20 protein-coding genes and 4 pseudogenes are annotated in these 25,205 nt (G+C 70.2%); 10 read left to right on the top strand and 14 right to left on the bottom strand.

The window, feature by feature from the left end; genetic code table 11:
* The 4 genes and pseudogenes from asnB to ACH4XV_RS34785 all read right to left on the bottom strand — a co-directional run.
* Window positions 1-1,341: pseudogene (gene asnB / locus ACH4XV_RS34800) on the bottom strand (asparagine synthase (glutamine-hydrolyzing)); the annotation flags it as partial.
* On the bottom strand, window positions 1,299-2,321 hold the full coding sequence (locus tag ACH4XV_RS34795) for a hypothetical protein (RefSeq protein WP_395796557.1): 1,023 nt from the start codon (window positions 2,319-2,321) through the stop codon (window positions 1,299-1,301). The pseudogene asnB and the gene ACH4XV_RS34795, both read right to left, overlap by 43 nt.
* A gap of 137 nt (window positions 2,322-2,458) precedes the next feature.
* Window positions 2,459-2,584: pseudogene (locus tag ACH4XV_RS34790) on the bottom strand (FAD-dependent oxidoreductase); the annotation flags it as partial.
* Between the two features lie 113 nt (window positions 2,585-2,697).
* Window positions 2,698-3,288, bottom strand: coding sequence for an SDR family NAD(P)-dependent oxidoreductase (locus tag ACH4XV_RS34785; RefSeq protein WP_395796323.1), 591 nt, complete (start codon window positions 3,286-3,288; stop codon window positions 2,698-2,700).
* A 609-nt stretch (window positions 3,289-3,897) separates the two neighbouring features.
* On the opposite strand from ACH4XV_RS34785, the gene ACH4XV_RS34780 reads away from it, so the two are divergent.
* Complete coding sequence (locus ACH4XV_RS34780; RefSeq protein WP_395796322.1) at window positions 3,898-5,076, top strand: hypothetical protein; 1,179 nt, start codon at window positions 3,898-3,900, stop codon at window positions 5,074-5,076.
* Window positions 5,077-5,539: 463 nt separating this feature from the next.
* On the opposite strand, the gene ACH4XV_RS34775 is transcribed toward ACH4XV_RS34780, so the two are convergent.
* Entirely contained in the window at window positions 5,540-7,147 is a 1,608-nt protein-coding gene (locus ACH4XV_RS34775; RefSeq protein WP_395796321.1) for a CHASE3 domain-containing protein, read from the bottom strand.
* Window positions 7,148-7,607: 460 nt separating this feature from the next.
* Between ACH4XV_RS34775 and ACH4XV_RS34770 the strand changes: the two genes are divergently transcribed.
* Window positions 7,608-8,033: a response regulator gene (locus tag ACH4XV_RS34770; protein WP_395796320.1), complete on the top strand. Its 426-nt coding sequence runs from the start codon at window positions 7,608-7,610 to the stop codon at window positions 8,031-8,033.
* An 871-nt stretch (window positions 8,034-8,904) separates the two neighbouring features.
* Here the strand turns inward: ACH4XV_RS34770 and ACH4XV_RS34765 are convergent.
* The 4 genes from ACH4XV_RS34765 to ACH4XV_RS34750 form a co-directional block, all read right to left on the bottom strand.
* Window positions 8,905-9,312, bottom strand: a complete 408-nt coding sequence (locus ACH4XV_RS34765) for a cupredoxin domain-containing protein (RefSeq protein WP_395796319.1) — start codon at window positions 9,310-9,312, stop codon at window positions 8,905-8,907.
* A gap of 99 nt (window positions 9,313-9,411) precedes the next feature.
* Window positions 9,412-10,227 carry a ferritin-like domain-containing protein gene (locus tag ACH4XV_RS34760; RefSeq protein ID WP_395796318.1) on the bottom strand — a complete coding sequence of 272 codons (816 nt, stop codon included), beginning with the start codon at window positions 10,225-10,227 and terminating at the stop codon, window positions 9,412-9,414.
* Window positions 10,227-11,006, bottom strand: a complete 780-nt coding sequence (locus ACH4XV_RS34755; protein WP_395796317.1) for a ferritin-like domain-containing protein — start codon at window positions 11,004-11,006, stop codon at window positions 10,227-10,229. The genes ACH4XV_RS34760 and ACH4XV_RS34755 overlap by 1 nt, the downstream gene beginning before the upstream one ends.
* 460 nt (window positions 11,007-11,466) lie before the next feature.
* Entirely contained in the window at window positions 11,467-12,288 is an 822-nt protein-coding gene (locus tag ACH4XV_RS34750; protein WP_395796316.1) for an LPXTG cell wall anchor domain-containing protein, read from the bottom strand.
* A 769-nt stretch (window positions 12,289-13,057) separates the two neighbouring features.
* On the opposite strand from ACH4XV_RS34750, the gene ACH4XV_RS34745 reads away from it, so the two are divergent.
* The 3 genes from ACH4XV_RS34745 to ACH4XV_RS34735 are packed head-to-tail and all read left to right on the top strand — an operon-like array spanning window position 13,058 to window position 16,159.
* A complete protein-coding gene (locus tag ACH4XV_RS34745) occupies window positions 13,058-14,344 on the top strand; it encodes an extracellular solute-binding protein (protein ID WP_395796315.1) in 1,287 nt (428 codons plus the stop codon).
* A gap of 7 nt (window positions 14,345-14,351) precedes the next feature.
* On the top strand, window positions 14,352-15,323 hold the full coding sequence (locus tag ACH4XV_RS34740) for a carbohydrate ABC transporter permease (protein WP_395796314.1): 972 nt from the start codon (window positions 14,352-14,354) through the stop codon (window positions 15,321-15,323).
* Window positions 15,320-16,159, top strand: coding sequence for a carbohydrate ABC transporter permease (locus tag ACH4XV_RS34735; protein ID WP_395796313.1), 840 nt, complete (start codon window positions 15,320-15,322; stop codon window positions 16,157-16,159). Before ACH4XV_RS34740 ends, ACH4XV_RS34735 begins: the two co-directional genes overlap by 4 nt.
* A gap of 329 nt (window positions 16,160-16,488) precedes the next feature.
* On the opposite strand, the gene ACH4XV_RS34730 is transcribed toward ACH4XV_RS34735, so the two are convergent.
* Window positions 16,489-17,208, bottom strand: a complete 720-nt coding sequence (locus ACH4XV_RS34730) for an SDR family NAD(P)-dependent oxidoreductase (RefSeq protein WP_395796312.1) — start codon at window positions 17,206-17,208, stop codon at window positions 16,489-16,491.
* 68 nt (window positions 17,209-17,276) lie between these two features.
* On the opposite strand from ACH4XV_RS34730, the gene ACH4XV_RS34725 reads away from it, so the two are divergent.
* Entirely contained in the window at window positions 17,277-17,849 is a 573-nt protein-coding gene (locus ACH4XV_RS34725; protein WP_395796311.1) for a MarR family winged helix-turn-helix transcriptional regulator, read from the top strand.
* Between the two features lie 57 nt (window positions 17,850-17,906).
* On the opposite strand, the gene ACH4XV_RS34720 is transcribed toward ACH4XV_RS34725, so the two are convergent.
* The gene (locus ACH4XV_RS34720; RefSeq protein WP_395796310.1) at window positions 17,907-18,230 is read right to left on the bottom strand and encodes a DUF1876 domain-containing protein; all 324 of its coding nucleotides are present in this window, start codon (window positions 18,228-18,230) and stop codon (window positions 17,907-17,909) included.
* 188 nt (window positions 18,231-18,418) lie between these two features.
* Between ACH4XV_RS34720 and ACH4XV_RS34715 the strand changes: the two are divergent.
* Window positions 18,419-18,565: pseudogene (locus tag ACH4XV_RS34715) on the top strand (helix-turn-helix domain-containing protein); the annotation flags it as partial.
* A 688-nt stretch (window positions 18,566-19,253) separates the two neighbouring features.
* Here ACH4XV_RS34715 and ACH4XV_RS34710 read toward each other — a convergent pair.
* The 3 genes from ACH4XV_RS34710 to ACH4XV_RS34700 all read right to left on the bottom strand — a co-directional run bounded on the left by ACH4XV_RS34710 (window position 19,254) and on the right by ACH4XV_RS34700 (window position 22,384).
* Window positions 19,254-19,667, bottom strand: a complete 414-nt coding sequence (locus tag ACH4XV_RS34710; protein ID WP_395796309.1) for a TetR family transcriptional regulator C-terminal domain-containing protein — start codon at window positions 19,665-19,667, stop codon at window positions 19,254-19,256.
* Window positions 19,668-19,947: 280 nt separating this feature from the next.
* Complete coding sequence (locus ACH4XV_RS34705; protein ID WP_395796308.1) at window positions 19,948-20,928, bottom strand: polysaccharide deacetylase family protein; 981 nt, start codon at window positions 20,926-20,928, stop codon at window positions 19,948-19,950.
* Window positions 20,929-21,496: 568 nt separating this feature from the next.
* Complete coding sequence (locus tag ACH4XV_RS34700; protein ID WP_395796307.1) at window positions 21,497-22,384, bottom strand: short-chain dehydrogenase/reductase; 888 nt, start codon at window positions 22,382-22,384, stop codon at window positions 21,497-21,499.
* A 105-nt stretch (window positions 22,385-22,489) separates the two neighbouring features.
* Here ACH4XV_RS34700 and ACH4XV_RS34695 point away from each other — a divergent pair.
* From ACH4XV_RS34695 to ACH4XV_RS34685, 3 genes and pseudogenes are all read left to right on the top strand, one after another.
* Window positions 22,490-23,089, top strand: a pseudogene (locus ACH4XV_RS34695) (amidase family protein); the annotation flags it as partial.
* A 1,418-nt stretch (window positions 23,090-24,507) separates the two neighbouring features.
* The gene (locus tag ACH4XV_RS34690) at window positions 24,508-24,753 is read left to right on the top strand and encodes a hypothetical protein (protein ID WP_126639098.1); all 246 of its coding nucleotides are present in this window, start codon (window positions 24,508-24,510) and stop codon (window positions 24,751-24,753) included.
* A 4-nt stretch (window positions 24,754-24,757) separates the two neighbouring features.
* On the top strand, window positions 24,758-25,129 hold the full coding sequence (locus ACH4XV_RS34685) for a toxin Doc (protein ID WP_126639099.1): 372 nt from the start codon (window positions 24,758-24,760) through the stop codon (window positions 25,127-25,129).
* Window positions 25,130-25,205 lie beyond the last annotated feature (76 nt).

Here is a 25,205-nt window from a genome sequence, read left to right as displayed (position 1 = left end):
TTCGCCGGGCAGTCGCGGTACTTCGGCCAGAGCCTGCTCGTAGCGTGCGCGCGCGTACTCGGCCGGGCGTACCCGCTCGCGCACCTCGGGCCGCAGCAGCGATGCCGGGGTGTCGCGGTCGTACAACCACGGGAAACCGTCGTGGCCGAGCGCGGCGGGGTCACGGAAGTAGGGGTATCCGCCGAAGACCTCGTCGGCCGACTCGCCGGACAGGGCGACCGTGGAGTGCCTGCGAACGTGCGCGAAGAGCAGATGGAGGGAGACGTCCATCTCGCCCCAGCCGGGCAGGTCGCGGGCGCGCAGGACATCCTCCTCGTGGCGGCGTACATCGTCGGGGTCGACCACGATGGTGGTGTGTCGCGTGCCCAGGTGGGCGGCGACGGCGCGGGCGTACGGTTCGTCGCGGCTGTCGTGCCACGCGGTGCGGCGGAATCCGGTGTCGGCGCCGGGGAAGTCGACCGAGTAGGTGTCGAGTTTGGCACCGTCGCGGCCCAGCGCCTCGGCGGCGAGCGCGGACACCGCGCTGGAGTCGACCCCGCCCGACAGGAGCGAACCCAGCGGCACGTCGGCGACGAGTTGCCGGGTGACCGTGTCGCGCAGGAGTTCGCGTACGTGGGCCGCGGTGGCGTCGAGGTTGTCGGTGTGCGCGAGCGCGGGCGGGCGCCAGTAGGCGCTCTCCGTCACCCCTCGGGCGTCGGCCCGGACGACATGGCCGGCGCGGACCTGGCGCAGGCCGGCGTAGACGGCGTGTCCGGGGGTGGGCGCGGTGGGCAGGGCGAAGAGTTCGGCGATGCCCGAGTCGTCCAGCGCCGCCTCGAACAGCGGGTTGGCCAGGATGGCCTTGGGTTCGGAGCCGAACAGCACCCCGCCCGGGTACACGTGGTAGTACAGCGGCTTGACGCCCAACCGGTCGCGGATCAGGAGCAGTTCGCGCGAGCGGGCGTCCCAGATTGCGAACGCGTACATCCCGTTCAGTCGCGGGGCGAGGTCGGCGCCCCATTCCAGGTAGGCGCGCAGTACCACCTCGGTGTCGGAGCGGGTGCGGAACCGGTGGCCGCGCGTGGCGAGTTCGGCGCGCAGTTCGGCGAAGTTGTAGACCTCGCCGCTGTAGGTGAGCACCACGTCGGGGTCGTGTTCGGTGTCGGTCATCGGCTGGCGGCCGCCGTCGAGGTCGATGATCGACAGGCGTCGATGGCCCAGGACGGCGTGCGGGGACGTCCACACGCCGTCGGCGTCGGGTCCGCGGCAGGCCATGGTGGCGGTCATCGCGGCGGCGGTCGCCCGGTGTTCGGGTGCGGTCAGGTCGCGTTCGGTGTCGGTCCATCCGGTGATGCCGCACATGGTGTGCTCTCCTGGGTGCCGGCGGGAGTGTGGGGTCGTGGCAGCGTGGCGGGGTCCGGCTCGGGGACCGGGCCGAGCGGGGGCGGCGACGGGCGACATCGACCCGTGGGTGCGGCGCCGGCGAGGTACAGGCCGACTCCGTAGACGCGGCAGCCCGGTGCGAGCGTGGCGCGGCTCGCCCGCAGCCCGTCCTCGCGCCAGTAGGTCGCCTCCGCGTCGTCGAGGGGGCGGGCATGCGGGGCGCCGACGGCGAGGATCTCCACCCGCAGGGCGTGCGCGGTCACCGGCTTCGGCAACCGGATCACGTTCAGCCGACGATGGTTGGCGGCGACGTGGTGGATCCGTTCCCAGGGCGCGTCGGGGTGTGTGCGGATCAGGAGCCGGTAGCGCGAGACGCACTGGGGTGCCTGCCACAGTCCGGGGGCGGAGCTGATTCGGGCGTTGAGGTCGGTGTCGAAGCGCAGCCGGATCTCGTCGAAGGTGACCGCGGTGTCGTGGACCAGGTCCAGGTGTTGCGGCAGTGGGGCGGCCGGGTCGGACATCCACAGGTTGGGCCACGCCTCGGGCCAGTGCAGGCCGTTGACGGCGTTCGCGGGGCCGTAGGGGTATTGGTGCGGGGTCGGACGCAGGGTCAGCGCGGTCCACTTGTCCTGGGCCCAGTGGCGGTAGGCGGGTACGTCGATCTCGTCGGGGTCGAACGCGCCGCGCGCCTCGGTGGTGGGGTCGGGGCCGCCGGCGCAGGTGTGCAGGAACTGCGCGGTGCTGCCCGGCGGCAGGTCGGTGGCGGCGATCCAGTGGGCGCCGGCGAGGGCCGCGCCGGTGTGCGCGCCGGCGCCGGGGATGCCCACCACGAGGCGGTGCAGGCGTCCGGGGCGGGTCGTGGTGTGCGGGGCGAGCACGACGGGGCCGTTGCCGGGCGGTACGTCGACGGTGCCCTCGGCGACGACGAGGCCGTCCTCACGCGACCACAGGGTGTCCACCTCTTGGAGTTGCGGCGGGTGGCGTCGAGGAGGGTCAGGTCCCAGCCGGAGTTGGTCAGCCCGCCCTCCCAGAACTGCGCGTGGTTGGTACGGCGGTCGTCCAGGAGCAGGTCCTCGACGATGCCGGTCTCGCGGGCCCAGGCGGACACGTGGCCGGCTCCGGCCGGGGTGACCCGGACCTCGCTGGAGGAGTTGCCGCCCAGCACCGGCCGATCGTGCACCAAGACGGTGTCGGCGCCCCCGCGCGCGGCGGCCAGCGCCATGCACAGCCCGGCCAGTCCGCCGCCGACCACGACCAGGTCGGCGTGCACGTCGTCGACGTGCCGGGCGGGCGCGTCGGCCGGATTTTCGGGGGCGGCGCCGTGGGTCTCGTCCATCAGTAGTCCCCGTTCGCGGTCCAGCCGCCGTCGAAGGGCAGGGTGGTCGCCGTCACGGCGGCGAAGGTGTCCTCCGTCAGCGCGTGCACGAACGCGGCCACCTCGTCGGCCGCCAGGAGCCGGCCCTGTGGGGTCCGGGCGCGGATGCGGTCCTCGTCCAGGCCGCCGGTGGCCAGCGCGCGCTCGACCATGGGGGTGCGGGTGTAGCCGGGACTGACGCCGACGACGCGGATGCCGTCGGCGGCCCACTCCACGCCGAGCACCTCGGTGAGCATGACCACGCCGGCCTTGGCCGTGCAGTAGGCGGCGCGGTTGCGTCCGGCGCGATGGGCGGTGACGGAGGCGATGTTGACGATCAGGCCGCGGCGGGCGGATAGCGCACGGTGCAGGGCCTGGCTGGTGTAGAAGACCGCGTTGAGGTCGACCGCCAGGACCCGGTCCCAGCGGCCCGGCGCCAGCGTCGCGGCGGCACCCGAGAATGTCGGTCCGAGCTTGGTGACCTGGGGCTCTGGCCCGTGGCGGCGGGCGTGCCTTTCGGCGACGGGTCGGCCGACCTGAGGACGCAGCCTGATGTCCGACAGCGTGTTCACGTATCCGGGTTAGGCAAGCGCGAACGCCCGGCTCAACCGTCGAGGGATCAAGACCCATTTCCTCCTCGTCCGGTCCCTTACGGCTTTCGGCGGGCGGGTGTGAGGATGAGAGTTGACCGCGCCTCTTCGACCGCCGCGAGCGTCGTCGCGATCATCAAACCCCGGGATACCACCGGCGGCGACGTCGACTGAGGGCTGATGGGGGCGCCGCGCCGGTGTACGACCGCCGCCACGACCGGTGGACAAAGCCACCCGGCCGGCCCGCCGGATTCACACCCATGCGTACTCGCACTCCGGATGAGTCGGTACCCGTAGCGTGCGGCATTGCGCAAGGCTCGTTCACCGAGGGGGAGCATCGTGTCGGCGGCAGAGCCTAGGATCCGGACGACACACGGCGTCGGGCCTGTAGGTGTCCGGTACGGACAATCGCAAGGTATGGGGCCGGAGTTCGTACTCGGGTACTCGCGAAGTCCCGCGCGGTCCCGCGCGGTCCCGAGGGTGTGCCGGTTGCCGAGTGGCTCGAGGTCGTGGGTCGGACGAGCCCTGGAGCGTCGTCGACGCCGGCGCCCCTGTCGGTTGCGACGGCGCCGTCACCATCGGGAGAATGACGTGCGACTTTTCGATGCCCCGGACGTTCCGGAGACACGGGACTGGGGGGCTTGGCTCGCCTACGCCGAGGTGTTGGCCGACGCGGGGGACCCACGAGGCGAGGCGATCCGGTCGGAGCACCGCTGTGCGACCGAGGGCGGGGACCCCGCCCTCGCGGCTGCGGCCTACGCGGACGTGGAACGCGAGTTGGGCCTGGACGGGCTGCGGGCGGACGGTTCGTGGCGGTTCGCGTGGTCGCGCGGTTTCGTCGACGAGGCGTCCTTCCGTCTCGCCGAGGACACCCGGTCACGACGCCGGGAACTGGTGGACCGGCTCATGGTCGACGTTCCGTCCGCCGCGACCGTCGACCCGACCGACCCGGAGCGGTGGGAGGGGGTGTTGATCGACGCTCTGCTGTCGCATCCGGTCGCGCGCCGTCTGCGCGATCTCGAACTACGCCTCACCGACTGGCACCACTCCGCCGAACACGCCGCTGCCGCACTCGCGAACCGAACGCGTCCACGATTGGAACGCCTTTGCTTCGGCTACGACTTCGAGCTGCTGTACGCGCCGGGCAAGACGTCGACCGGCGGCCGGATCGATCCCCTGGACCACCACCACAAGGCGCTGGTGCGGACCGACGTGTGGGGGGCGTTGCCCGCCCTGCGCATTCTCGAACTCGAGGGAGCCTTCCTCTTCGGCTCCGTGCGCCACGACGGTGTGCGACGGTTGCGGGTTCGGGGCCCGGTCGTCTCCGACGGCGCGCTCTTCGAACTGGGCGAGACCCCCGGTGTCACGTCACTGGAGGTCGAGATCGGAACCGACGTCTTCGGATGCCTTTGCCCGGTCGACCAACTCGACGAGCTGCGGGCCGCCGACTACCCCGCGCTCGAGCATCTCGACCTGAGCGGGGCGGAGTTCGACGCCTCCCCGTACGAGGTGCTCGAGACCCTCGCCGAGTCCTCGGTGTTGCCACGACTGCGCTCGCTCACCATCGGGGAGCTGACGATCGAACGGGAGGACCTCGACGGTGATCCGTCGGCCGCACTGGCCGAACTCGTCGGCCGGTTCGCGCATCTGGACCTGATCGTCGACGGCATCGTCGACGTCGAAGGCGTCGACGACACGGAGGTCGAACGCCTTCTCGCCGGATCCGGCCCCGAACCGGGGCCGGCCGGCGAAGGCGGAAACGACGATTGAGCACCCGTCGTCGGCGCTCCCCGCACGTCGCCCGTCACCGTCGAATTCCTGCCCGGCTTCGGCAAGCCCGTCGTCAAATGGCGCCTGACCTGAGTCCCTGAGCCCGCCGCCGTTCCACGCTGCCCGCGATGCCCGGCCGAGGCCGGGGCCGGGGCCGGGGCCGGGGCCGGGGCCGTGGGGTGGCGGGGGTGGACGGTGTGCGCCGGTTTGGTGGGACGGGGGTCGGGGATGCGTACCTGTTCCCGGCCCCTGCCGCCGACGGGCCCGGTACCTCGGCAGGAGCCGGAAGACGGCTCGTCCCGATGGCCATCGGGATGACCCGGGTCAAAGTGATCGCGATCACTGATTCGTTCCGCCTCTCCGCCCCGGCCCCCCAACGTCGCCGCCGGCAGGGTGTCGCCCCGGTCGTCCTTGATCAGGAGGATGCGGTACTTCGGCTCTTCGCGGGCGACCGCCGGCGTGGTCATGGTGTCTGCTCCGTGTCGGCGCGGACGGCCTGTGGCAGAGCGACCGGCACGGGTTCCCGGGGCGGTTGGGCGGCGAGGGTGAAGGTGATGCAGGCGCCGTCGCGGTGGTGCGGGTCGACGGCGATCGTGCCGCCGTGGAACTCGACGATCTTCTTGCACATCGCGAGGCCTATGCCGCTGCCGGGGTAGGCGTCCTTGGTGTGCAGGCGTTGGAAGATGACGAAGATCTTGTCGGCGTACTCGGGGTCGATGCCTATGCCGTTGTCGGTGACGGTGAACCGCCACGATTCGCCTTCCGGCGTCGCGGTGACGTGGATGCGCGGCTGTTCGCCGGGCCGGTGGAACTTGACGGCGTTGGAGATCAGGTTCTGCCAGAGCATGCCGATCTGGGTCGGGTCGGCGATCAGGGTCGGCAGCGGGTCGTGGGTGATCGTCGCGCCGGTCTCCTCGATGCCGACACTCAGGGCGGACAATGCTTGCTGCAAGATTTCGTCGAGATCCGCCTCGCTGTGGGCGTTGTGGACCCGTCCCACCCGGGAGAACTCGAGGAGGTCGTTGATCAGGACCTGCATGCGGTTCGCGCCGTCGACCGCGAAGCCGATGTATTTGTCGGCCCGTTCGTCCAGTTGCCCGGCGTAGCGTCGCTGGAGCAGTTGGGTGAAACTGGAGACTTTGCGCAGCGGTTCCTGGAGGTCGTGCGAGGCCACATAGGCGAACTGTTCCAGTTCCGCGTTGGAGCGCTCGAGGTTCGCGGCCTGCGCGTCCAGACGCAGGCGCGCCTGCTCGGTGAAGGCCAACTCGCGCACCAGGCGTCGACGCATGAAGTCGATCTCGTCGCTGAGGTGTCGCAGGTCCGCGGGGCCGGTGGCGGCGATGGGATGGTCGAAGTCGCCGCCGGCGACGATGCGGGCGTCGGCTTCCAACTGTTCCAGGGGGGTGCGGATGCCGCGGCGCAGCCCTTCGAAGACCAGGGCGGTGAGGACGAGGATGAGGAGCGCGATCGCTCCGAATACCCAGTTCCGCCGGGCCATGGTGGTCTTCAGGTCGTCCCGTGCGTGGTCGCGCTCCGCAAGCAACCGTTGCTGCTGGTGGGCCAAGGCGGCGCGGACCGTGTCGAAGGCCGCCTTGCCCTCGGCGGCCCGTTCCGAGGCCAGGGGGGAGGGCGCGCCGGGTGATGAGGCGGCGATCGGGCGGGCGAACCCGTCCTGCCATCTCGTGACGGCGTCCCGTACCGTCTCGAGGTCGTTCAGGGCTGTGGGGTCGTCGCGCAGCAGGCTGGTGAGTTGTCGGATGTCCTCCTGCTGCCGGCGGAGTCCTTGCTCGTAGGGGCCTATGAAGTCCGGGGAGCCGGTGAGCCCGTATCCGCGGATGCCGGTCTCCTGGTTGAGGATGGCCGACTCCAGATGCAAAGCGGTGGACACTGCGGGCGATCGCACGTCCGCGAGGTCGTTGCTGAGCGTCCCGGTGCGGGCCAAAATCCATGCCCCCGTCGCACCGAGCAGGGTCAGGATCGTCAGGGACACGGCCACCCCCACGCGCAGCCATCGCCGGGTCGTCCAGGCGTAGAGCCCGCGCGCGGGTGGCTGATCGTGGTCGCCGGTCATCTGTGAACTCCTCCACCTGGTCCTTCGCGGTCACGTTCGGGGCGCCGGCATACTCTAGAGGGGGCTCGACAACCGTTGTTGTCGCGGGCTCGCCCGGGGCCCTACAGTGCCCGGTATGCATGGCAAAGACTCCCGATCGCGGACCACCCCGGCAACGCCGGCCGCTCTCGCGGAGGCGGGGGTCGCCATCCTCGCGGGACGCCTCGCCGGCCGGCCACCGGCCTTGCCCGGGGCTCCGTGCTCCGCAGATCCGGAGCAGTCCCTGGCTCTGCTACACGCGTTGGACGGGATTCGGCAGGCTGCGGACCGTCTACAGCGGGAGGCGGCGGCCCAGGCGGCGCGTATGGGAGCCGGCTATCCGCAGATCGGGGCCGCCTGCGGCCTGACCCGCCAAGGTGCCCGCCGGCGCTGGCCGGGGCTGTTCAACCACTCGACCGACCGACCCACGGAGCCTTCGACGATGACCGTCCCCACCCAGCCCTTCGACGTCCTGCTCGTCGAGGACGACATCGCCGACGCCATGCTCATAGAGGAAGCCCTCTCCGAACGCGGGGCCCGCAACCTGATCCGGGTCACCGACGGGGTCGCCGCCCTGGAGTACCTGCGCGGTCCCGACAGTACGCGCCCCGACCTGATCGTGCTGGACCTGAACATGCCCCGCATGAACGGCCGCGACCTGTTGAAGATCCTCAAGAGCGACACCGAACTCCAGGTCATCCCCGTGGTCGTCCTCACCACGTCCACCGCTCCCGACGACGTCAACGGCGCGTACAGCAGCCACGCCAACGCGTACGTGGCCAAGCCCGTCAACCTGGAGGAGTTCGAACAGGCCGTCCAAAGCATCGACGCCTTCTACCTCGACACCGCCACCCGGCCGCCCGCCTGACCCCTCGGGGAGGATCGGCCCGCCGCCGACGCGCGCCCGGTGGTGTGACACGGTCGTTCGGAAAGCCGCAGGGGATGGCGAATCGCACGTGGCGGTGCACAACCCTCGTCGCACGTGACCGGGAGCCGGCCGGCGGCCGATCGCAGTGATCGCCGACCGCATGCCCGATCGCGCACAGCGCGATCGGGAACACGCGGTGGGCGCCCCGCCTTCGCGTCGGCCGATCCGCGCATGCCCACCGTGCTCCCGCGCAGCCGGTGCCGCCCGGTGTCGGCCGACGAGGGTTTCGAATCGCCGGTGGCCACCGGATCCCGGCTCACGCGAGGACACCGAAGAGCGCCGGCGCCCTCGGCGCCGATCGGGCACGGGGCGGTGATCGCCGCGCCCCGGCGTCCCCCGTGCGGGCCCGGTACGACGAGCTCCCCGGTTTGACGAGTCCACTCGCCACCGGCCGGCACACCCAGCCGAGTCGAGCATCGCGGACCGTCCACTCCGTGAGCGCGTCGTCGATCGGGGCCGGTCCGCAACCCACGTCAAGGACACACTTGCCCGGGCCACGACGATGGCGGCCCTGCGTTGCCAACGCACGCCTCGGGACCCGCTGTTCGCCGACGCAGACGACTTTGCCGTGCGCGATGGAAGGTTTCGGCTCGCCCTCACCCCGCCGGAGGATCCGGGCCCACCGCTTCGCTCCCGAGGGAGCGAACCAGAGGTCCGCCGTCGGACGCGTCGCGTGCACGGCGGTCCGGATGGTCGTCTCACCACGCCGCAGGGCCCCTGCCCGGCGGGATGCATGCGCGAGGCCCGGGGCGGCCACGACGCGGAGAGAGCCGGGTGGGGTGATCGGTGCCGTCCCGACCGGGTGGTGCCGCTATCGCACGAGCAGGACCGCCTTCATGTATTGGTGGATCGTGCACAGGTAGTCGTAGGACCCCGGGGCAAGCGGGGCGGTGAATGTGGTGGTGGAACCGCCGGCGAGGTTGCCGGTGTCGAACGCCTTGTCCTTGTCGGCGGTCACGGTGTGCGTCGCCGAATCCTTGTTGACGACGGTGACCACGGCTCCCGGCGCCGCGGTGACCGTGGCCGGGGAGAACGCGAAGTTCTCGATCGTGATCGTCGCCGCGCCCGATGCCCCGTTCCCGGGCACCGAGGGGGAAGCGCCCTCGTGTGCTTTCGCACCTCCACCCCCGGAGCCCCCGCAACCGGAGACGAACAACAACCACACCAGGGCCAGGACGACTCCCGGAACGCCGAACCGGCGGCGGGAAAGGTGAGGCATCAACGAACGGCCTTTCTGCAAGAGGGGAAACGAGGCGGGTCGGGCCGGCGCGTTCCGCCGGACCCGACCCGACCCGCATCCGTGGCGCAAGTGCGTGCCTCAGACCGTCAGGTCGTCGGGTTTGGCTGCCATGTCCACCGGGAGGAAGTCCTTGGGCACGGGATATTCGCCCAGGACGAAGTGCAGGATCGCGGCGTGCATGGCCTCGACCGGTGCGATCGTGGCCGCCGTGGAGATCCCACCGGCACTGGTCACGTTGTACTCCGCGAACAGGTACGTCTGGGCGGCCTGGTCCTCCAAGGACAACGCCAGCTTCGCCACCGTGGGAATGTCGCCGGCCTTGCCCAACGCCGCGGTGACCGCGGCCTGGCTCTTGAGCGGGACATCCGTGATCGCCGGCTTGCCCGCGCCGGTCAACACCGCGTTCCACGCCTTCGCGTGATCGGCGTGCTGGGCCATCGCGGTCTGCACGAACGTGGCCACCGCCGGCGGCACCGTGCCGAGCTTGCCCGCGGACGCGGCGCCCAACGCGGCCTGATAGGCACCGACGGCCTGGTTCTCCAGCGCCGTCGCCAACGCCACGACCTTGAGGTCGCCGGTGTACACGCTCGTTCCCGATCCCGTGGTCGCGGGGGCGGAGGAGGCTGTTTTGGATTCCTTGTCGTCGGAGCCGCACGCAGCCAACGACAACGCCGCGGCACCCGCGCCGAGTCCGATCAGGAACCGTCGCCGTGCCATCGGGTCACCGAGACGAGAGAGTGTGTCCTCCCGCTCGCGCATCTGCTCGCCGATCTCCGCCGCCGCCGCGAACAGCACCGGAGTCGAGGCGCGGTGTGCCTCGTCCAACTCGCGTGTGAGGATGCGTAGTTCGGCCTCGGAGACGGCCGGCTCCCACGTGCGCTTCCCACCGGTCACTACTTCACGGCCCCTTCGCTGGTCGGGGAGGCGTCCTTGGTCGGGTAGAACGCGTCGGGGAAGCCGACGGCGCCCGCCGCCGCGGGCAACTTCGCCAGGTCCGGCGGCAGCGCGATCAACTCCGGTGCGTTGCCCGCCAACAGCGCCTGTACCGCCAGCAACACCGCGCGATGCTGGGCCTCCACCGGCGCCACGGACCCGAACAACTGGCGCAGCTTGGGATCGCTCACCTGGGACACGTTCTTGGTGTACGTCTGTGCCGCGACGTCCTCAAGGGTGATCGCCAGCGTGACCACGTCCGCCGGCGTCTTGATCGTGGGCAGCGCCGACTTCACGATCTCCGCGTACTTCGGGTCCGGCCCGGTCTGCGCCTTCCCTCCTGCCTGCACCGCGGCCGCGTTGAACGCCTCGGCGTGCGCCCTGTGCTGCTGTGTGGTCTTCGCGATGAACGCGTTCACCACGGCGTTGCCACTCTTCATGAACGGCAACCCAGCCGCGGTCGTGTAGACGTCGACCGCGAGATTCTCCAAGGACGCGGCGGTCTGCAACGCGGGCACGTCGTCGGCGCCGGCCGCCGACGCGCGCGTCGCGCCCCACAACACCGCCCCGGCCGCGGCTCCGCCCCACAGGCCGGGGCGCCACCAACGCCCGCGGCGCTCCGCGTTCTCCTGCCCGAAGTCCGCCAGCGCCGCCTTGGTGAGTTTGCTCGCGTCGCTGTGCAGATCCTCGGATGTCTCGGTCAACTCCGTCAGCAGCCGGGTATCGAGAGTTTCGCCCATCCCACGGCTCCCTTCCACGCGCGGCCCGCCCATTGCGGACGACACGGAACATTCGCAGCGGAGGAAGCGTGGGATTGGCCCTGCCACGCGCGTCGCGGATGTTTCACCCGAATAGCGCAGAACGTCACCGAGCCGGCGGCGACCCGAGCACGGAACGAGCACACTCGCACGCCTGGCCGATACCAGGGCTCGACCACGGACGGATCCGGGCGGGGGAACACGATGGCGAACGCGGACTGATCGCCTACCTGGACGACGGGTAGAGGGCGATGGCCCGTTCGGCGGGCGCCGGCTACGCCAACGCCGCGAAACGACGACACCGGTCTCCGGCAACATGCCTCCGGAGACCGGTGCCACGCGGGATCCGCATCAACCGAGAGCGTCGATCGGTGTCGCGCGTTCCAGCGGACGGCTTGCACCCGGCGCCGGTGTCGGGCGTCGGGCGTTACTCACCGTCGGGTCAGGCCGCGGTGCCGCGGTTGCCACGGCGGCGGCTGACGTAGAACAGACCCCCGCTGAGCACGAGCACACCGCCGGCGGACGCGCCGATGATGGCCGTGCCGTTGCTGTCGCCGCCCGTCTCGGCCAACTTCGTCCCCGGGGCCGCGGTCGTGGTGGCCGGTGTGGCCGTGGTCGGAGCCGAGCCGGTCGACGGCGCGGACGTGGCGGGCGGAGGAGTCGTCGGCGGCTTGGAGGTGGCCGGGGTGGAAGGCGTCGGCGTGCCGGTGCACTTCTCGTTCGTGCCGCCGTTCCAGCCGCCGAGCAGGTTGTCCATGTAGACGTCGTTGTAGTGCGGCAGCGGGTACTGGCCGCCGTCGTACTTCTTGTGGTTCCCGAGCAGGTCGTACTGGACGAAGCACGGCACCGGGTACTTGGTGGCGTCGAACGTCACCGCCTTGTTCTGCTTGGTGATCGTGTCGGTCTGCCAGCCGATGAACTTCTGCGTGCCCGAGGTCGCCCAGTTCGGGCCCTGGGTCGAGTACGTCGACAGCTGGACCGGGTACTTGCAGCCCTGCTCGAGCAGAGACGCGAACTCGTCGCCGAGCTTGACGACGACCTTCCTGGGCCGCTCGGGCATCTGCTTGGTGCCGGTGCCGGACTTCACGGGAGCGCCGTCGTTGACGGTGTAGACGAACGAGGTGTCGGTGACCTTGGTGCACTGCGGCGCCTGCGAATCCCCGGTCGCGTGCGCGGTGCCGGCGCCCACGAGCGGAAGCGCCGCGAAGGCGAGCGCGCCGACGAGAGCGGCGCTCCTGGCCTTCTTGTTGACTGACTGTGACACGGTTTGAGCTCCCCGAATGTGTATTGAACGAGACCCCGGGTCGACGTGACCGATCCGAACGGGACGGTGGTGTCGAAGGGCCTACGCGGCGAAATACTGCCGACAATGGATGCCGCGACCAAGCCCGATCGCGCTCCGAAATGATCATTTGTGTCGCGCTTTCGGCGCATACGGAAAGTTGTTGTTACAAGGTCATGGCATCAATGCCATCCTGTGGACCCGCCGCGGAACGCGGCGATACCCGACGTGTATCGCCGATTATCAATACGTGAGCACATTCGCCCCCGACCGTGACGGACGATGACGGATTCGACACGGGAACGGAACTTTCTTCGCTCGATCGCCCGCGCCGACCCCCCGTCACCCGGTCGAGCGCAACGCCCGGCCGTCCGAAGGCGGTTGGTCCGCGCAAAACGGATGTCCGCCAGGCGGTCCCGGTGAAGAGCCGGCGCGGCGAGGTCGGTTGGTGTGGGAGGAGTGGAAGTCGTCCTTCCCCGGTGTGGTGGTCATCGGCCTGCGCACGGACGGGATCGAGAGTTCGCGCGCGGTTCGGGTCTGCCATCGACCCGCGCGAGCATCCAGGTCTAGCGGCACGTGCGGCTTCGGTTGCCGCGAATCGCAGTGCATCACCGTGAATCGCTGTGAATCGTCGCAGATCACCAGAGGCTGCCGGCAGTTGCCGGTATTAGCCGGAAGCCCCCGCCGACGGCGTGAGGCGATTCCCGCCGGGGTAACTGCGACCGGCAGCCGACGCGAAGAAGGAGCAGAAGTGACCAGTGCATTAAGGGGGTTGGTCGCGGTCACCGCGACACTGGCGGTACTCGCCGGCGTGTCCGGGTGTTCCGGTGGGGGCGGTTCGGCGAAGGGTTCGGGGAAGCTCACCGTGTGGCTCACCATCGATGCCCAGGAGAGTTGGCCGGACCTGGTGAAGTCCGTCAACGATCGATTCGAGCAAGCGCACCCGGGTACGAACGTCACCGTCCAGTACCAGCAGTGGACCAGCAAGAATCTGAAACTGGACGCCGCCCTGGCCGGACGCGACGTACCGGATGTCGTGGAGATGGGCAACAGCGAGACCGTCAACTACATCGTCAACAACGCCTTCGCGCCCGTCGACCCCGCGAAGTTCGACCACGCCGACCAGTGGCTGGAAGCCCTGCGCAAACCCTGTGAGTACGACGGCAAGGTCTACTGCGTGCCGTACTACGTGGGTGCCCGAGTCGGCATCTACCGCACCGACCTCCTCCAACAGGTCGGCATCACGAAGGCACCCGCCACCTACGGCGAACTGATCGCCGGACTCGACGCGCTCAAGGCGAAGTTCGGCTCCGAGGACCGTACCTTCTCCGCGCTCCACATGCCCGGTCGCTACTGGTACGCCGCGCTGCCCTTCATCAAGGACACCGGCGGCGAGATCGCCGTCGAGAAGGACGGCCGCTGGAAGAGCACTCTGTCCGACCCCCGGTCCGTGCGGGGACTCCAGGCGTGGAAGGACCTGATCGACGCCTACTACGTGGGCGACCGCTCCAAGGACAACAGCGACGAGCCGGCCGTCGTCGGTCAGGGCAAGGTCGGGATGTTCTACGGCAACACCTGGGAGGCCGAAGCCGCCACCGACTCGAAGTCCGGCGGTAACCCGGAACTGAAGGGTCGTTTCGCCGCGTTCACATTCCCCGGCCCTTCCGGCGAACCGCTGCCGCCCTTCCTGGGCGGATCCGAACTGGCCATCCCCGTGAAGTCGAAGAAGCGGGAACTCGCCCAGGACTGGATTCGCCTCTTCACCGACCGGACGTCGCAACAACGCCTGATCCGCGCCAACACCCTGCCCAACAACACCGCGCAACTCTCCGAGGTGGACGCGGAAGGCGTCAACGGCCCCGCCGCCAAAGCCGCCACACGCGGATGGGTCACCCCACAGGCCCCCGGCTGGGCAGCCGTGGAGAAGGCCAACATCCTCCAGGAGATGTTGGAGGACATCGCCACCGGCAAACACTCGGTGAAGGACGCCACCGAGTCGGCCGACCGGCGGATCGATGCCGTCATCAACAAGAACTGAGGAGGCGATGCACCCCGCCGAGCCCAACCCTTCACCCACACCCACACCCACACCCCCGCCCACGCGCCGACCCCCCGTCGGGCGGCGCATCGCGCGAAGAACCACCCCATACCTCCTGATCGCGCCCACGATCGCGACACTGTCGTTGGTGCTCGGCTACCCGCTGCTCGACATGATCCTGCTCTCCTTCCAGGACATGACCCGCAGGGAGTTGTTCGCGGGCACCTCCCCACCCTGGGCCGGCCTGGACCAATACCGGATGGTCCTGTCGGACCATTTCTTCTGGGTCGTGGTGGCCCGGACGGTGGCCTTCGCCCTGGTCTGCGCGACGCTGACCATGCTGTGTGGACTGGGGCTGGCTCTGCTGTTGCGCGAAGTCTCGCCCTGGGTGCGGACGGTGCTGATCGGCGTCCTCGTCGCCGTGTGGGCCATGCCGTTCATGGTCGCCGCGTCGGTGTTCCGCTGGCTCTCCGACGCCGACTACGGCGTGGTCAACTGGCTGCTCGGCCGGCTCACCGACTCCGACTTCCAGGGACACAACTGGTTCGCCGATCCCTGGCAGGGCTTCACGGTCATCGTCGCCGTCGTGGTCTGGGGAGCGATCCCGTTCGCCGCCATCACCCTGCACGCGGCGCTCACCCAGGTGCCCACCGAGTTGGAGGAGGCCGCGCGGGTCGACGGCGCCAGGGGAATGACTCTCTTTCGACACGTCGTCTTCCCGATGATCCGACCGCTGTTCGTGGTGGTCGCGGCCCTGTCGACGATCTGGGATTTCGGGGCGTTCAGCCAGATCTGGCTGATGCGCGGCGGCCAGCCCGAGCGCGACTACTACCTGCTCGGCGTCTACTCCTTCATCGAGTCCTTCGCCGTCAACCGCTACAGCGCGGGAGCCGCCATAGCCGTCGTCACCGTCCTGCTGCTGCTCGTCGGCTCCGCGGTCTACCTGCGTCAAATCCTTCGGACGGGAGACCTCGAATGAGCATCGACAGCCGCCGACGTCGACGCCGCCGCCGCGCCGACGCGGTCGGGCTGATCGCTGCCGCCGTCATGGCCTTTCCGGTGTACTGGATGGTCCTGACGGCCTTCCGGCCGGCGAGCGAAATCCTGCGCGTGCCGCCGCGGTTTTGGCCCGGCTCGTTCACGCTGGACAACTTCCGCCGGGCGATCGGCTCGGACACGTTCTGGGCCAACGTGCGCTCCAGCGTCGTGGTCGGCGCCGGGACGGTGCTGATCTCGCTGGTCATCGGTACGCTCGCGGCCTTCGCCGTCGCCCGCTTCGCCTTCGCCGGGCGGCGGGCATTGATCCTCGTCCTGTTGACCGTCCAGACGATCCCGCTCATCGCCCTCGTCATCCCCGTCTACCTGCTGCTCAACGACCTCGCGCTCACCGACACCCTGACCGGAGTGGTCCTGACCTACCTCGCGTTCGCCCTCCCCTTCACGGTGTGGATGCTACGCGGCTTCATCGTGGCCATCCCCCCGGAACTGGAGGAGGCCGCGATGGTGGACGGGTGCGGCCGGCTCGGCGCCTTCCTGCGCGTCACCCTGCCGCTGCTCGCCCCCGGCCTGATCGCCACCTCGATCTTCGGCCTGGTGCAGGCGTGGAACGAGTACGTCCTCGCGTACGTCCTGCTCTCGAGCAACGACAAGCGCACGCTGCCGGTATGGCTGGTCTCCTTCCAGACAAGCTTCGGCACCGACTACGGCGGTCTCATGGCCGGTGCCACCCTGACCGCGTTGCCCGTCGTCGCCGCCTTCCTCCTCGTCCAACGCCGAATAGCGGCCGGCCTGACCACGGGCGCCATCCGCGGCTGACCCACAATCCAACCGGGCCCCATACGTACGGGTATCCGCATGGCGCGGATCCTGGACCAGCGGGTCTTTGCGCAAGCTGTGCGGCTGGTCACGGACGGGCAGCCCGTTGTGGACATCGCACGCCGGGTGGTGACGGCTACCGGCTGGGCCGGGCAGCCGTCTGCCCGCAGATCGTGATCCAGCCGGCGGGGCCCGGTCGCGCGACCGGGCCCCGCCGTCGGGAGTGGACGCGCCCCGCGGCCGGTACCGGTGGCCCGCTTCTCAGGTGCGTGTTCCGAGGCCGCGGAGGTTGGAATGGGCCATGACGCTCTTCTCGTGTCCCGCTCCGGTCAGCGGGTCCTGTGTGCGCCTCCGTTGACGTGCAGCACCTGGCCCGTGATGTGGCGGGCGCCGGGGGAGGCGAGGAAGGCGACCGCGGCGGCGACGTCCGCGGGGGTGCCGGCGCGACCGGTCGCCGTGGCTGTGACGAGGGCGGTGCGGCGGGCTTGTGGGAGCCGGTCGCGGAAGAACTCCGTGTCGGCGATGTAGCCGGGCGAGACGATGTTCGCGGTGATGCCGCGTGCGCCGAGCTCGCGGGCCAGGTCCAGGTTCCAGGCGGCGAGCCCCGCTTTGGCGGCCCCGTAGGAGCCGGCTCCCTGGTCGGCGGCGATCGAGCCGATGTGGACGACCGCGCCGTCGGGGGCGAGCCGGTCGTGCAGCGCTTTCGTGGTCAGTGCGGCACTCACCAGGTTCGCGTCCAGGTTGGCGCGGAAGTTCCGGGCGTACGCGACCAGGTCCGTGGCTTCATCGGTGTCGAAGTCGGTATTCCCGCCGGCGTTGTTCACGAGGACGTCGATCCGGTCCGGCAGATCGGACAGGAGGGTGTCGAGTGCTCGGGGGTCGGTGTGGTCGCACACCAGCGCGCGGACGCCGGATTCTTCCGCCAGCTCCTGGAGCGGACCGGGGCGGCGACCGGTGACGATCACCCTCTCGCCCTGCTCTGCGAAGAGCCGGGCGGTCGCCCGGCCGATGCCCGTTCCGCCGCCGCTGACCATGATGGTGCGTGTCATATGCTGACTCCCGATTCTTCTCCATTGAGATCTAAATTTAGATCTAAACATACAAGTGGGAGTGAGCCGTGGCAAAGGAACCCCAGGCGACGAACGGCGACGGCGGCGCCGGGCGCGATTCCGCGCGGGACATCGCCGCGGCATGGGAGCGCGAGCGCCCCGGCACTCCGGCCGACTCGATCGCGATCGTCACCCCCATCTGGCAGCTCGCCAAGCTCTTCGGCGACGACCGGCGCAGGGTGCTGGCAAACGCCGGGGTGGACTCCGCGACACTCGACCTGCTCAGCGTCCTGCGCCGCAGCGGCCCTCCGTACACGCTGAGCACCCGCGAACTCGGACGGCGCGCCCTGGTCACGGCCGGGGCCATTTCCCAACGGGTGGCCCGCGCCGAACGGGAGGGCCTGGTGACCCGGCGGCCCGGCACCGGGCGCCCCCGTACAGTCCAGGTCACCCTGACCGCGGCCGGGCACGATCTTGTCGAGGCCACCGTGGACCAAGTGCTCCTGCGCGAAGCCGAGTTGATCGGAGGACTCACTCCCGACCGGCGGCGGCAGCTGACGGAACTGCTTCACCTCCTGCTGACGGACGTGCAGCGGCGCGTCGGCGACGACCGCGTCACCCACGTGGGCGGCGAGGCGTGACAGGCGCCGGCTCATCGAGGAAGTGGTCCGCCGGGCCGACGGTGGGCGGTCCGATCCTCAGCGTGCGGGGTCTACCCAGGGCGGCGCAGGCGGCCGTGCCGTGGACTTGCCGGCCACTGCCTCGAGGTCCCGGGCGGCGTTGTGCAGCAGTGTGTGGGCGAGGTCCGACAGGGCTCGTGCCGCCGCCAACTCGTCACCGATTTCCGGGATGTTCGGATCGACGGGACTCTTGCGGGCATCGCCTCTGCCCCGCAGTCCGGCGGTGGCTTCGGTGCGCAACCGTGCCTCCGCGTGCGTGCGCACCGTCACCTTGTCCGCGACATCGTCCTCGGTATTCTCGCTGAGGAAGATGTCCACGGTCCATCGCTTCGTGGTCGCCATGATCCTCGCCTCCAACCGCGTCGGTATTCCCTTTCAGCATCCGCCGCACCGGCGTGACGCGCCACCAAAGGTCCCGACAAGGCATTTCACGTATCCGTGGGGTAGACGGTCCGGCCACATTCGTGACGGCTGGTGGTCGTTGTAGTGGTTGGGCGAGGTACCAAGGGGCGGCGGCACCGACGAGGCACCGGACGGTTGAGCACCGGTTTCGGGCGGTGGTGGAGGTCCTGAACGGTTCGCCGCCGGCCGAGGTCGCCCGCCGGTACGGAACGTCGCGGCAGTCCGTACACACCTGGCTGCGGCGCTTCCGCGAGCATCGGCCGCACACATCACCGTAAGACCTTGCGCCGCGAAATGCTCGACCACTCGAACTACCGTAGTAGTCGTCCCACCGGCCGCCGACCGAACCCACGATGTTCGTGCCGTTCACCGGCCGGACGTTGGAGCCGGAACCCGGACGAGGCGCTTCGTTTTCTTGGTCATTTCCGCCCGAATCAGGCGCTCCCCACGGCGCCAAATCGGTCTGCGGAGCGTATTCAAGCGGATGTGGAGAGTCAACGGAATGAGGCGTCGTAATCACAGTCGAATATATGGAACGCAATGTCGGCTGTGTCTGCCGTAAAGCATGTCAATTGGGGATTTCATATTCGATAAATACCGCCCATCGACTCGATCACGGGTGGGCCCTACGCGCCCTCCCGGGCGCGCAGCCCGTATGGGCGCGGACCCGGTCCCCGGCCGCGCGTCGGCCGCCGGCACCGCAAGCGGCATCGGCTCGGCCGGCGGCGACGATCCGGCGGTCGAGTTCGGCCGCGATCGTGCGCACGGATCGGCGCGCGGGAACTCGACGACGCGGCCGGGTGTCTCGCCGTCCCGGACGTGAACGAGGCGGCGCCGGTCGCCGGCCGACAGGCCGCGTCGGTCCGGGCGTTGTGGTACCCACCCGTGGTCGGAGACGACCGCGAGTGCCGGTGGCCCCCGCCTGCGCGAACCCGCGCCCACCCGACCGGAATTCGGTCGAGGTCAGCACGTTCCCAGGTCGGCTGAACCCGGGCACATCGTGTCGCCGACAACCGCGTCCCACGCCGCCATCGCGTACGCCGCGACCCGCTCCAGGTCCGCGCGTGACGCGCCGTCGCGGGCCTGAACGGACATGCCCTGGATGACCGCGCCATAGAAGGAGGCGACGCCGGCGGCGTCGACGCCGGGCGGGACATCACCGTCGCGCACGCCCTGGCACAGTCTCCGCGTCAGATCGTCGATGCCTTCCCTGCGCACGCTCGCCACGTGCTCGCGCACAGGCGCGTTCGCCTTGGAGCAGTTCGTCGCGGACAGCACGATCATGCAGCCGCGCGGCTTGGACTCCTCGGTGTACGCACGCGCGTTGGTGACGCGTCCCCATGCCGTGATGCAGAGGGGTGGAACCCTCCGCCACACGGCGTGGTCGCATGCCCGACATCGTTGCCTCGGGTGAGGCCGGGACCGTGAGCATCAGCGGCGAGCAGCTGGTGAGTGCCGACGGCAGTCCGACGTTCGGAAGCATCCAGGAGGGCGCCAGGGCGCTCGCCGCGGGTGCCCTTTGCCTTCCGGTCTTCGAGGCGCCTCACCGCGAGGCAGCCGGCCTTCCGTGGAGGTGTCGGAGCCTGTCTTGGCGTGCGCGGTGGCGGGGCCGGTGGATATCCGGCCCCTACACGGCCCCGACATGGCCTTGCCCGGGTTACGCCTGCGGGAAGCTGTATGTGTAGCCGTGGGCGTCCAGGTGGTCCAGCAGCTTTGCGAGTGCCTGGACCGACTCGGAGCGGTCGCCGCCGCCGTCGTGCATCAGGAGGATGCGGCCCGGTTTCAGCTCGCCGGTGATGTTTTGCAGGATCGTGTCCGCGCCCTGGCGCTTCCAATCCTGTGAGTCGATGCCCCAGCCGAGCGGCCGCAGGTCGTTGTGGACGGCGATGTCGCGGATCCACGGCGTGAAGTCGCCACCGGGGGCGCGGTAGTACCGAATGTGCGCGCCCGGTCCGGCGGCCCGTTCGATGAGCCGGTCGGCCTGCTCGATCTCGTTGCGGTTGTAGCCGACGGACTCCTTGCTCTGCGCGGTGTTGTGGTGCATCGAGTGGTCGCACAGCCGGTTCCCGGCCGCGACGACCGCCTTGACCTGCTCGGGGTGGGCCTGGGCGTTGGGGCCGATCATGCAGAACGTGGCCTTGGCGTTGTGCCGGGCGAGCAGCGCCAGAACCTGCGGCGTCCATGTCGGGTCGGGGCCGTCGTCGAAGGTCAGGGCGATGGACCTGCCACCGTCCTCGGTGCCGTGGCTGATCGACGCGTCGACGGGGGTCCCCGTGTTCGAGATGCCGGTGCCGGGGGTGCGCGTGGGGGTCCCGGTGCCGGGGGTCCGCGTCGACGGGGTCTTCGCGCCGGGCGAACCGGTGGTCGGCGTTGACGTGCTCGCAGTGCCGGAGGTCGGGGTCTGCGTCGTCGGGGCCGTCGGGGCCGTCGGGTTCGGTGTCGCGGAGTCTGTGGTGCCGCTGCCGGTCGACGTCGTGTCAGGGTTAACACGCAGCTGGGAGGTTGTGTCCGCGGTCTTCGCGGGGGCGGCTTCGGTGTGGGGCGCCGGGTTGCCCATGCCGCACGCGGCGAGTGTGAGGATCAGGCCGGCGCCGGCAACGCCGACTGCCGTTCGACCCGTCCGGACGCGTATCCGCATGTGCTCTGCTCCCTCGTGTCGACTCGACGTTCGATGCCGCTCGCGGTCGTGACCGGCCTAAACGTTTGTACGGCATTCGTCCTGTGATGGCGTTATGGCAGTTCTGTGAACTTTGCTGGATATCGCCCGTTTTACCTTCTGTTGTGTGACGAAAGCCACGCACACGGCTCCGCCTGCGGCCCGGGTCCGTACATGACGAAGAACCCGCCCAAGCCGTATGGCCCCACCCAACCGTCGGGCCAGATGGATGCCCCGGACGACCCCGGCACGGCCGCCGGCCGGGCGCGGCCTCGGGCACGGCACCGGCAGGGGTGAGGTGTAAGAGGAGGATCGGGCCGGGGGGCGCGGCGCAGGGCCTCACCCCGTTCCGCGCGGGTCCGGATCTCGTGCACCCATGTGACGGTCGATGCCGCCGGGCCGGCGAAGTTCCCGGCCGGGACCGGGCCGCTCAGCACGTGGCGCAGATCCTGCCGGCCCCGTGACGACGAGGACGTGGGCGGCCGCCGCGTTGGTCAGGGCGCCGATGCTTTTCGGAGGGTTCTGCCGTTCTCGCCGTGAGGAGTGGCGGTCACGGGACGCGTCGATGGCGGTTCGGCGGTCGGCGGGTGGGGCTCGGAGTGTTCTCGGCTTGGGCCAGGAGTGTTTGCAGAGTGGTGTAGCGGTTGAGGCACTGGTCGCCGAGAGGGGCGATGACGCCCCGGAAGGCGGAGATCGGAGCGAAGCGTCGGGGGACGTTGATGCTCGACGAGCGATTCTCGATGCCGGTGACGACCCGACGTGCGACGGCCTGGGGGCTGATGGCCGTGCGGAGGGGGCGGGGCAGGATCGTGGCGAGCATCCTGGTGGCGACGGGGTGGCCACCGAACACGCAGGTGGTCAGGGGCGTGTCGACCCAGCCGGGGTTCAGGATGCCGACGGTGGTGTGGTGGACACGCAGTTCGGTGCGCAGGGCGCGGGCGAATTGTTCCACGCCCGCCTTGGACGCGGCGTACGGAGCGTTGAGGACGCCGTTGAGGTGGGCGTAGAGAGAGGAGGTGATCAGGACGTGGCCGCGTGCCGCGGTGACGGCGGGAAGAGCGGCACGGACCGTGCGCCACACGCCCAGCAGGTTGGTTTCGACGATGCGTTCGAAATCGTCGGGGTCGATGGTGGCGACGGTGGCCGGCGGGTTCGGGGGAATCCCCGCGTTCGCGAACACGATGTCGAGTGAACCGAAGCGGTCGACGGTGCGGTCGACGGCTTCCGCAAGGGCGTGTCCGTCGGTGACATCGACGCTCATGGCGAGAGTACGCGCCGGGCCGAGGGATTCGGCCAGACGCGCGAGGGAGTCGGGGTTGCGTCCCGTCAGCACCACGTTCGCACCCCGGGCGTGCAGGGCCTTCGCGCTTGCCGCTCCGATCCCACCGGCGGCGCCGGTGACGAAGACGGTCTTGCTCTCCACGCAGTACCTGGGCATCCGGCTCCTTCGGACGGCGGGCGGGACTCGGCGGGCGGTCGTACGGAGCCTTGTCGCCGACAGCCTTGATCGCTCAACGTAACAGAAAGCCGACTTTGAGTGAGACTCGGCCACCGGGTGGAGGAGGTCGAGGTCGACCTCGGGGTCGACTGGGAGGAGTTCGTCCTGGCCAGCGCCCGGCAGTGGACGGCGAACCTGACGGCCTCGGTCGACGAGTTGGCCGCCGCCTTCGACCGCCCCATCGACTCCTCGACCCTGGAGCCGCCCACCCTGGCCGGCTACCACTACGGGCAGCGGGTCACCGGTGCCCAGTTCGTCACCGCTCTCGAAGTCCGCAACCGGATCGCCCGGAGCCTGGCGCGGTACTTCGGCGCCCACGACATATTGCTCACCCCTACCGTGCCGGAGCTTCCCGTGCTCTTGGGCACTCACGCGGCGGACGCGCAGACGCTGGACGGCCTCGGCCGGCTTCGGTACCTCTTGGATCTTTCGCCGTTCACCGTGGCGTTCAATGTGGCGGGTACGCCCGCCATGTCGGTGCCGGTGACGGCCGACGCGGAGACGGGTCTCCCGATCGGTATGCAGTTCGCCGCCGGATACGGGCTCGAAGGTCGCCTCTTCCGCCTTGCCGGACAACTCGAACAGGCAAGCCCCTGGTCGGGCCGGACCCCGGCGGTGTGGGCGGGGAACCACACGGGTCACTGAGGGGTGCTTCCGGAGCCGGGAGCCGCCACGCTCTGCGACGCGGACCGGCCGCGCCGGCACGCGCCCCGCAACCCGGATTCGTCGGACTGCCCGCCGAGTTGCAGGCCGAACGCGCGATTCGCCGGTTGCCGACCACCACGGGTGACTTCTCGTCCTGGACCATGTCGACGACCCCGCGTTCGCCCGATCCGCTCTGGTCAACGCCACCCTGATCACGCCGTTCGCCCCGGGTCACGGGGGGCGAACGCGGCAACGTCGTTACCGGCCCGCCCTGTTCGGGCTTGGCCAGGGCTCGACTCGAACCCGGGATCCATTGCGGAAGACATGTCCTACGACGTGGGTACGGCCACGGCAGTCGCAGGGGAGCCGACGGTTCGACCGGGACCGGGCTGTTCCGCACGTACTCGGTCTGGTGGTACGACCCGGCGGTCGGCGAACTGGACCTGTGTGTCACGGTTGCCGCTCGCCCGTGGCGCCGAGTTGGTGCTGCCCCTGCGCGGCGCGGCCTCGGCGGCGGCCGCGCCCGGCAAACGGCGCCGGACGGGCCGCCGGCCCCGGCCTCGACAACCCCCGGGGATCGTTGGACGCGACCGCCCGGGCGCGGGCGGGTTCGATCCGCGGAAGACCGGGTCGCCATCGGGCCCGACGAACCGCACCGACGCGGCCGACCGCACACTCCTGGAAGCCCTCGGGCCTCCGGGCGTGCTCGTGATCGACAACGCCGGCACATCGCCGCCCCCGCGTTGGCCTCACGTGTGCTGAGCCGGCAGCACACACCGCGCTTCGACATCTCCCGAGCCCCGTGCGTGCCACGGCTGTTGCACCCCATGGGACGTCGCGAACGACGAGGGCCTGCTCCACACCGACCGCAGGCGCGCGGGGCGGGCACAGGTTCGTTTCCAGGAAGACCACCCGTTCGAGACGGCTGTTGCCGCTTGGCGGCCGCAACTTCGTGTCGGTTCGGTGCCGACGGCGTGGCCGTCGCGCCTGTGTGGTTGCGGTGGTGTGAATGGTCGGCGTCGTGACAGCGGTTGGGCGGCGGCGGTGGGGGTCGTTGTGCCTGTTCGACGGTGCGTGTCACCGGCTGACACGGGCCGACCGGACCGCTGTGGTGGGTCGGGGAAAGGACAGACGGTACCGCTGTCGCGGGGCTGCCCGTCCAGGGGCGTTCCGACGAGTCGCCCTCCACCGCCGCGTCCCCGTTCCCCGGCGGTCGCCCCCGACTCGATGCGACCGGGGCACCGTTCGTCGTGCACGCCTGTGCGGTGAGGCGTGCCCGGGGCGGTTCGCGTTCGGTCGCGATCCGCATTTCGGGGCCTTGGTCGACCACATTTGCGGCGTCGACGCCGGGTACCCACGACCATGCCCTCCCACCTGGGTTTCTTCCCTTTCCGGTACCTCGAACGTATGCTGGGGCCATGCCCGCATTGAACATCGATTTCAGCGACGAGGAACTCGCCGAACTCCGCGAGACGGCCAAGGCCCGCGGTGTCACCCTCAAGAGCCTGGTCCGCGAGGCCGTCACCGAGGACCTGGCGCAGCGCCGCGCCCTGGCCGCGATGACCGCGGTCCTGCGCGCTTTCACCGCCGAGCACACGACCGCGTTCGACGACGCGTTCCCCGACGACGCCCCCACCGGGGCCCGTCGACGCGGGGCGGCCTGACCCGGTGATCCTCCACATCGACCTGCGCTGGCTCCTCGAGCGCCAGACCGACGTCCTGCCCGAGGGGCCCGACGTCCACGACTACTCCGGTCTGGTCGCGGCCGTCGCCCGCCACCGCGTCAACACCCCCCGCCTGGGCGAGGACGCCGATCCCGCCTGGCGGGCCGCGTCCCTGCTGCACACCCTGATCCGGCTGCGGCCGCTGCCCGCGCGAAACGCCCTGTTCGCGTGTGGTGTCGCCGTCGCCTACATGGCCGCCTCCGACCAGGGCGTGGATCCGCCGTACGGCGCGCTCGTCGACCTCGCCCGCGCCGTCGACACCGGCAAGGCCGACGTGTACACCGTCGCCGAGCACCTGCGGTCCTGGCGCATCTGACCCGACCGGGACCGGGGCGGACGTCGACCCCGGGGCCGACCGGTCCCGGCTTGCGGAACTGCGGCGACTTCGTTCA

Source organism: Embleya sp. NPDC020630, assembly GCF_044334985.1.
In the GTDB taxonomy this organism is placed as follows: Bacteria; Actinomycetota; Actinomycetes; order Streptomycetales; family Streptomycetaceae; genus Embleya.
The sequence above is the reverse complement of the archived record's forward strand: the minus strand, read 5'-3'. Positions and strand labels throughout refer to the sequence as shown.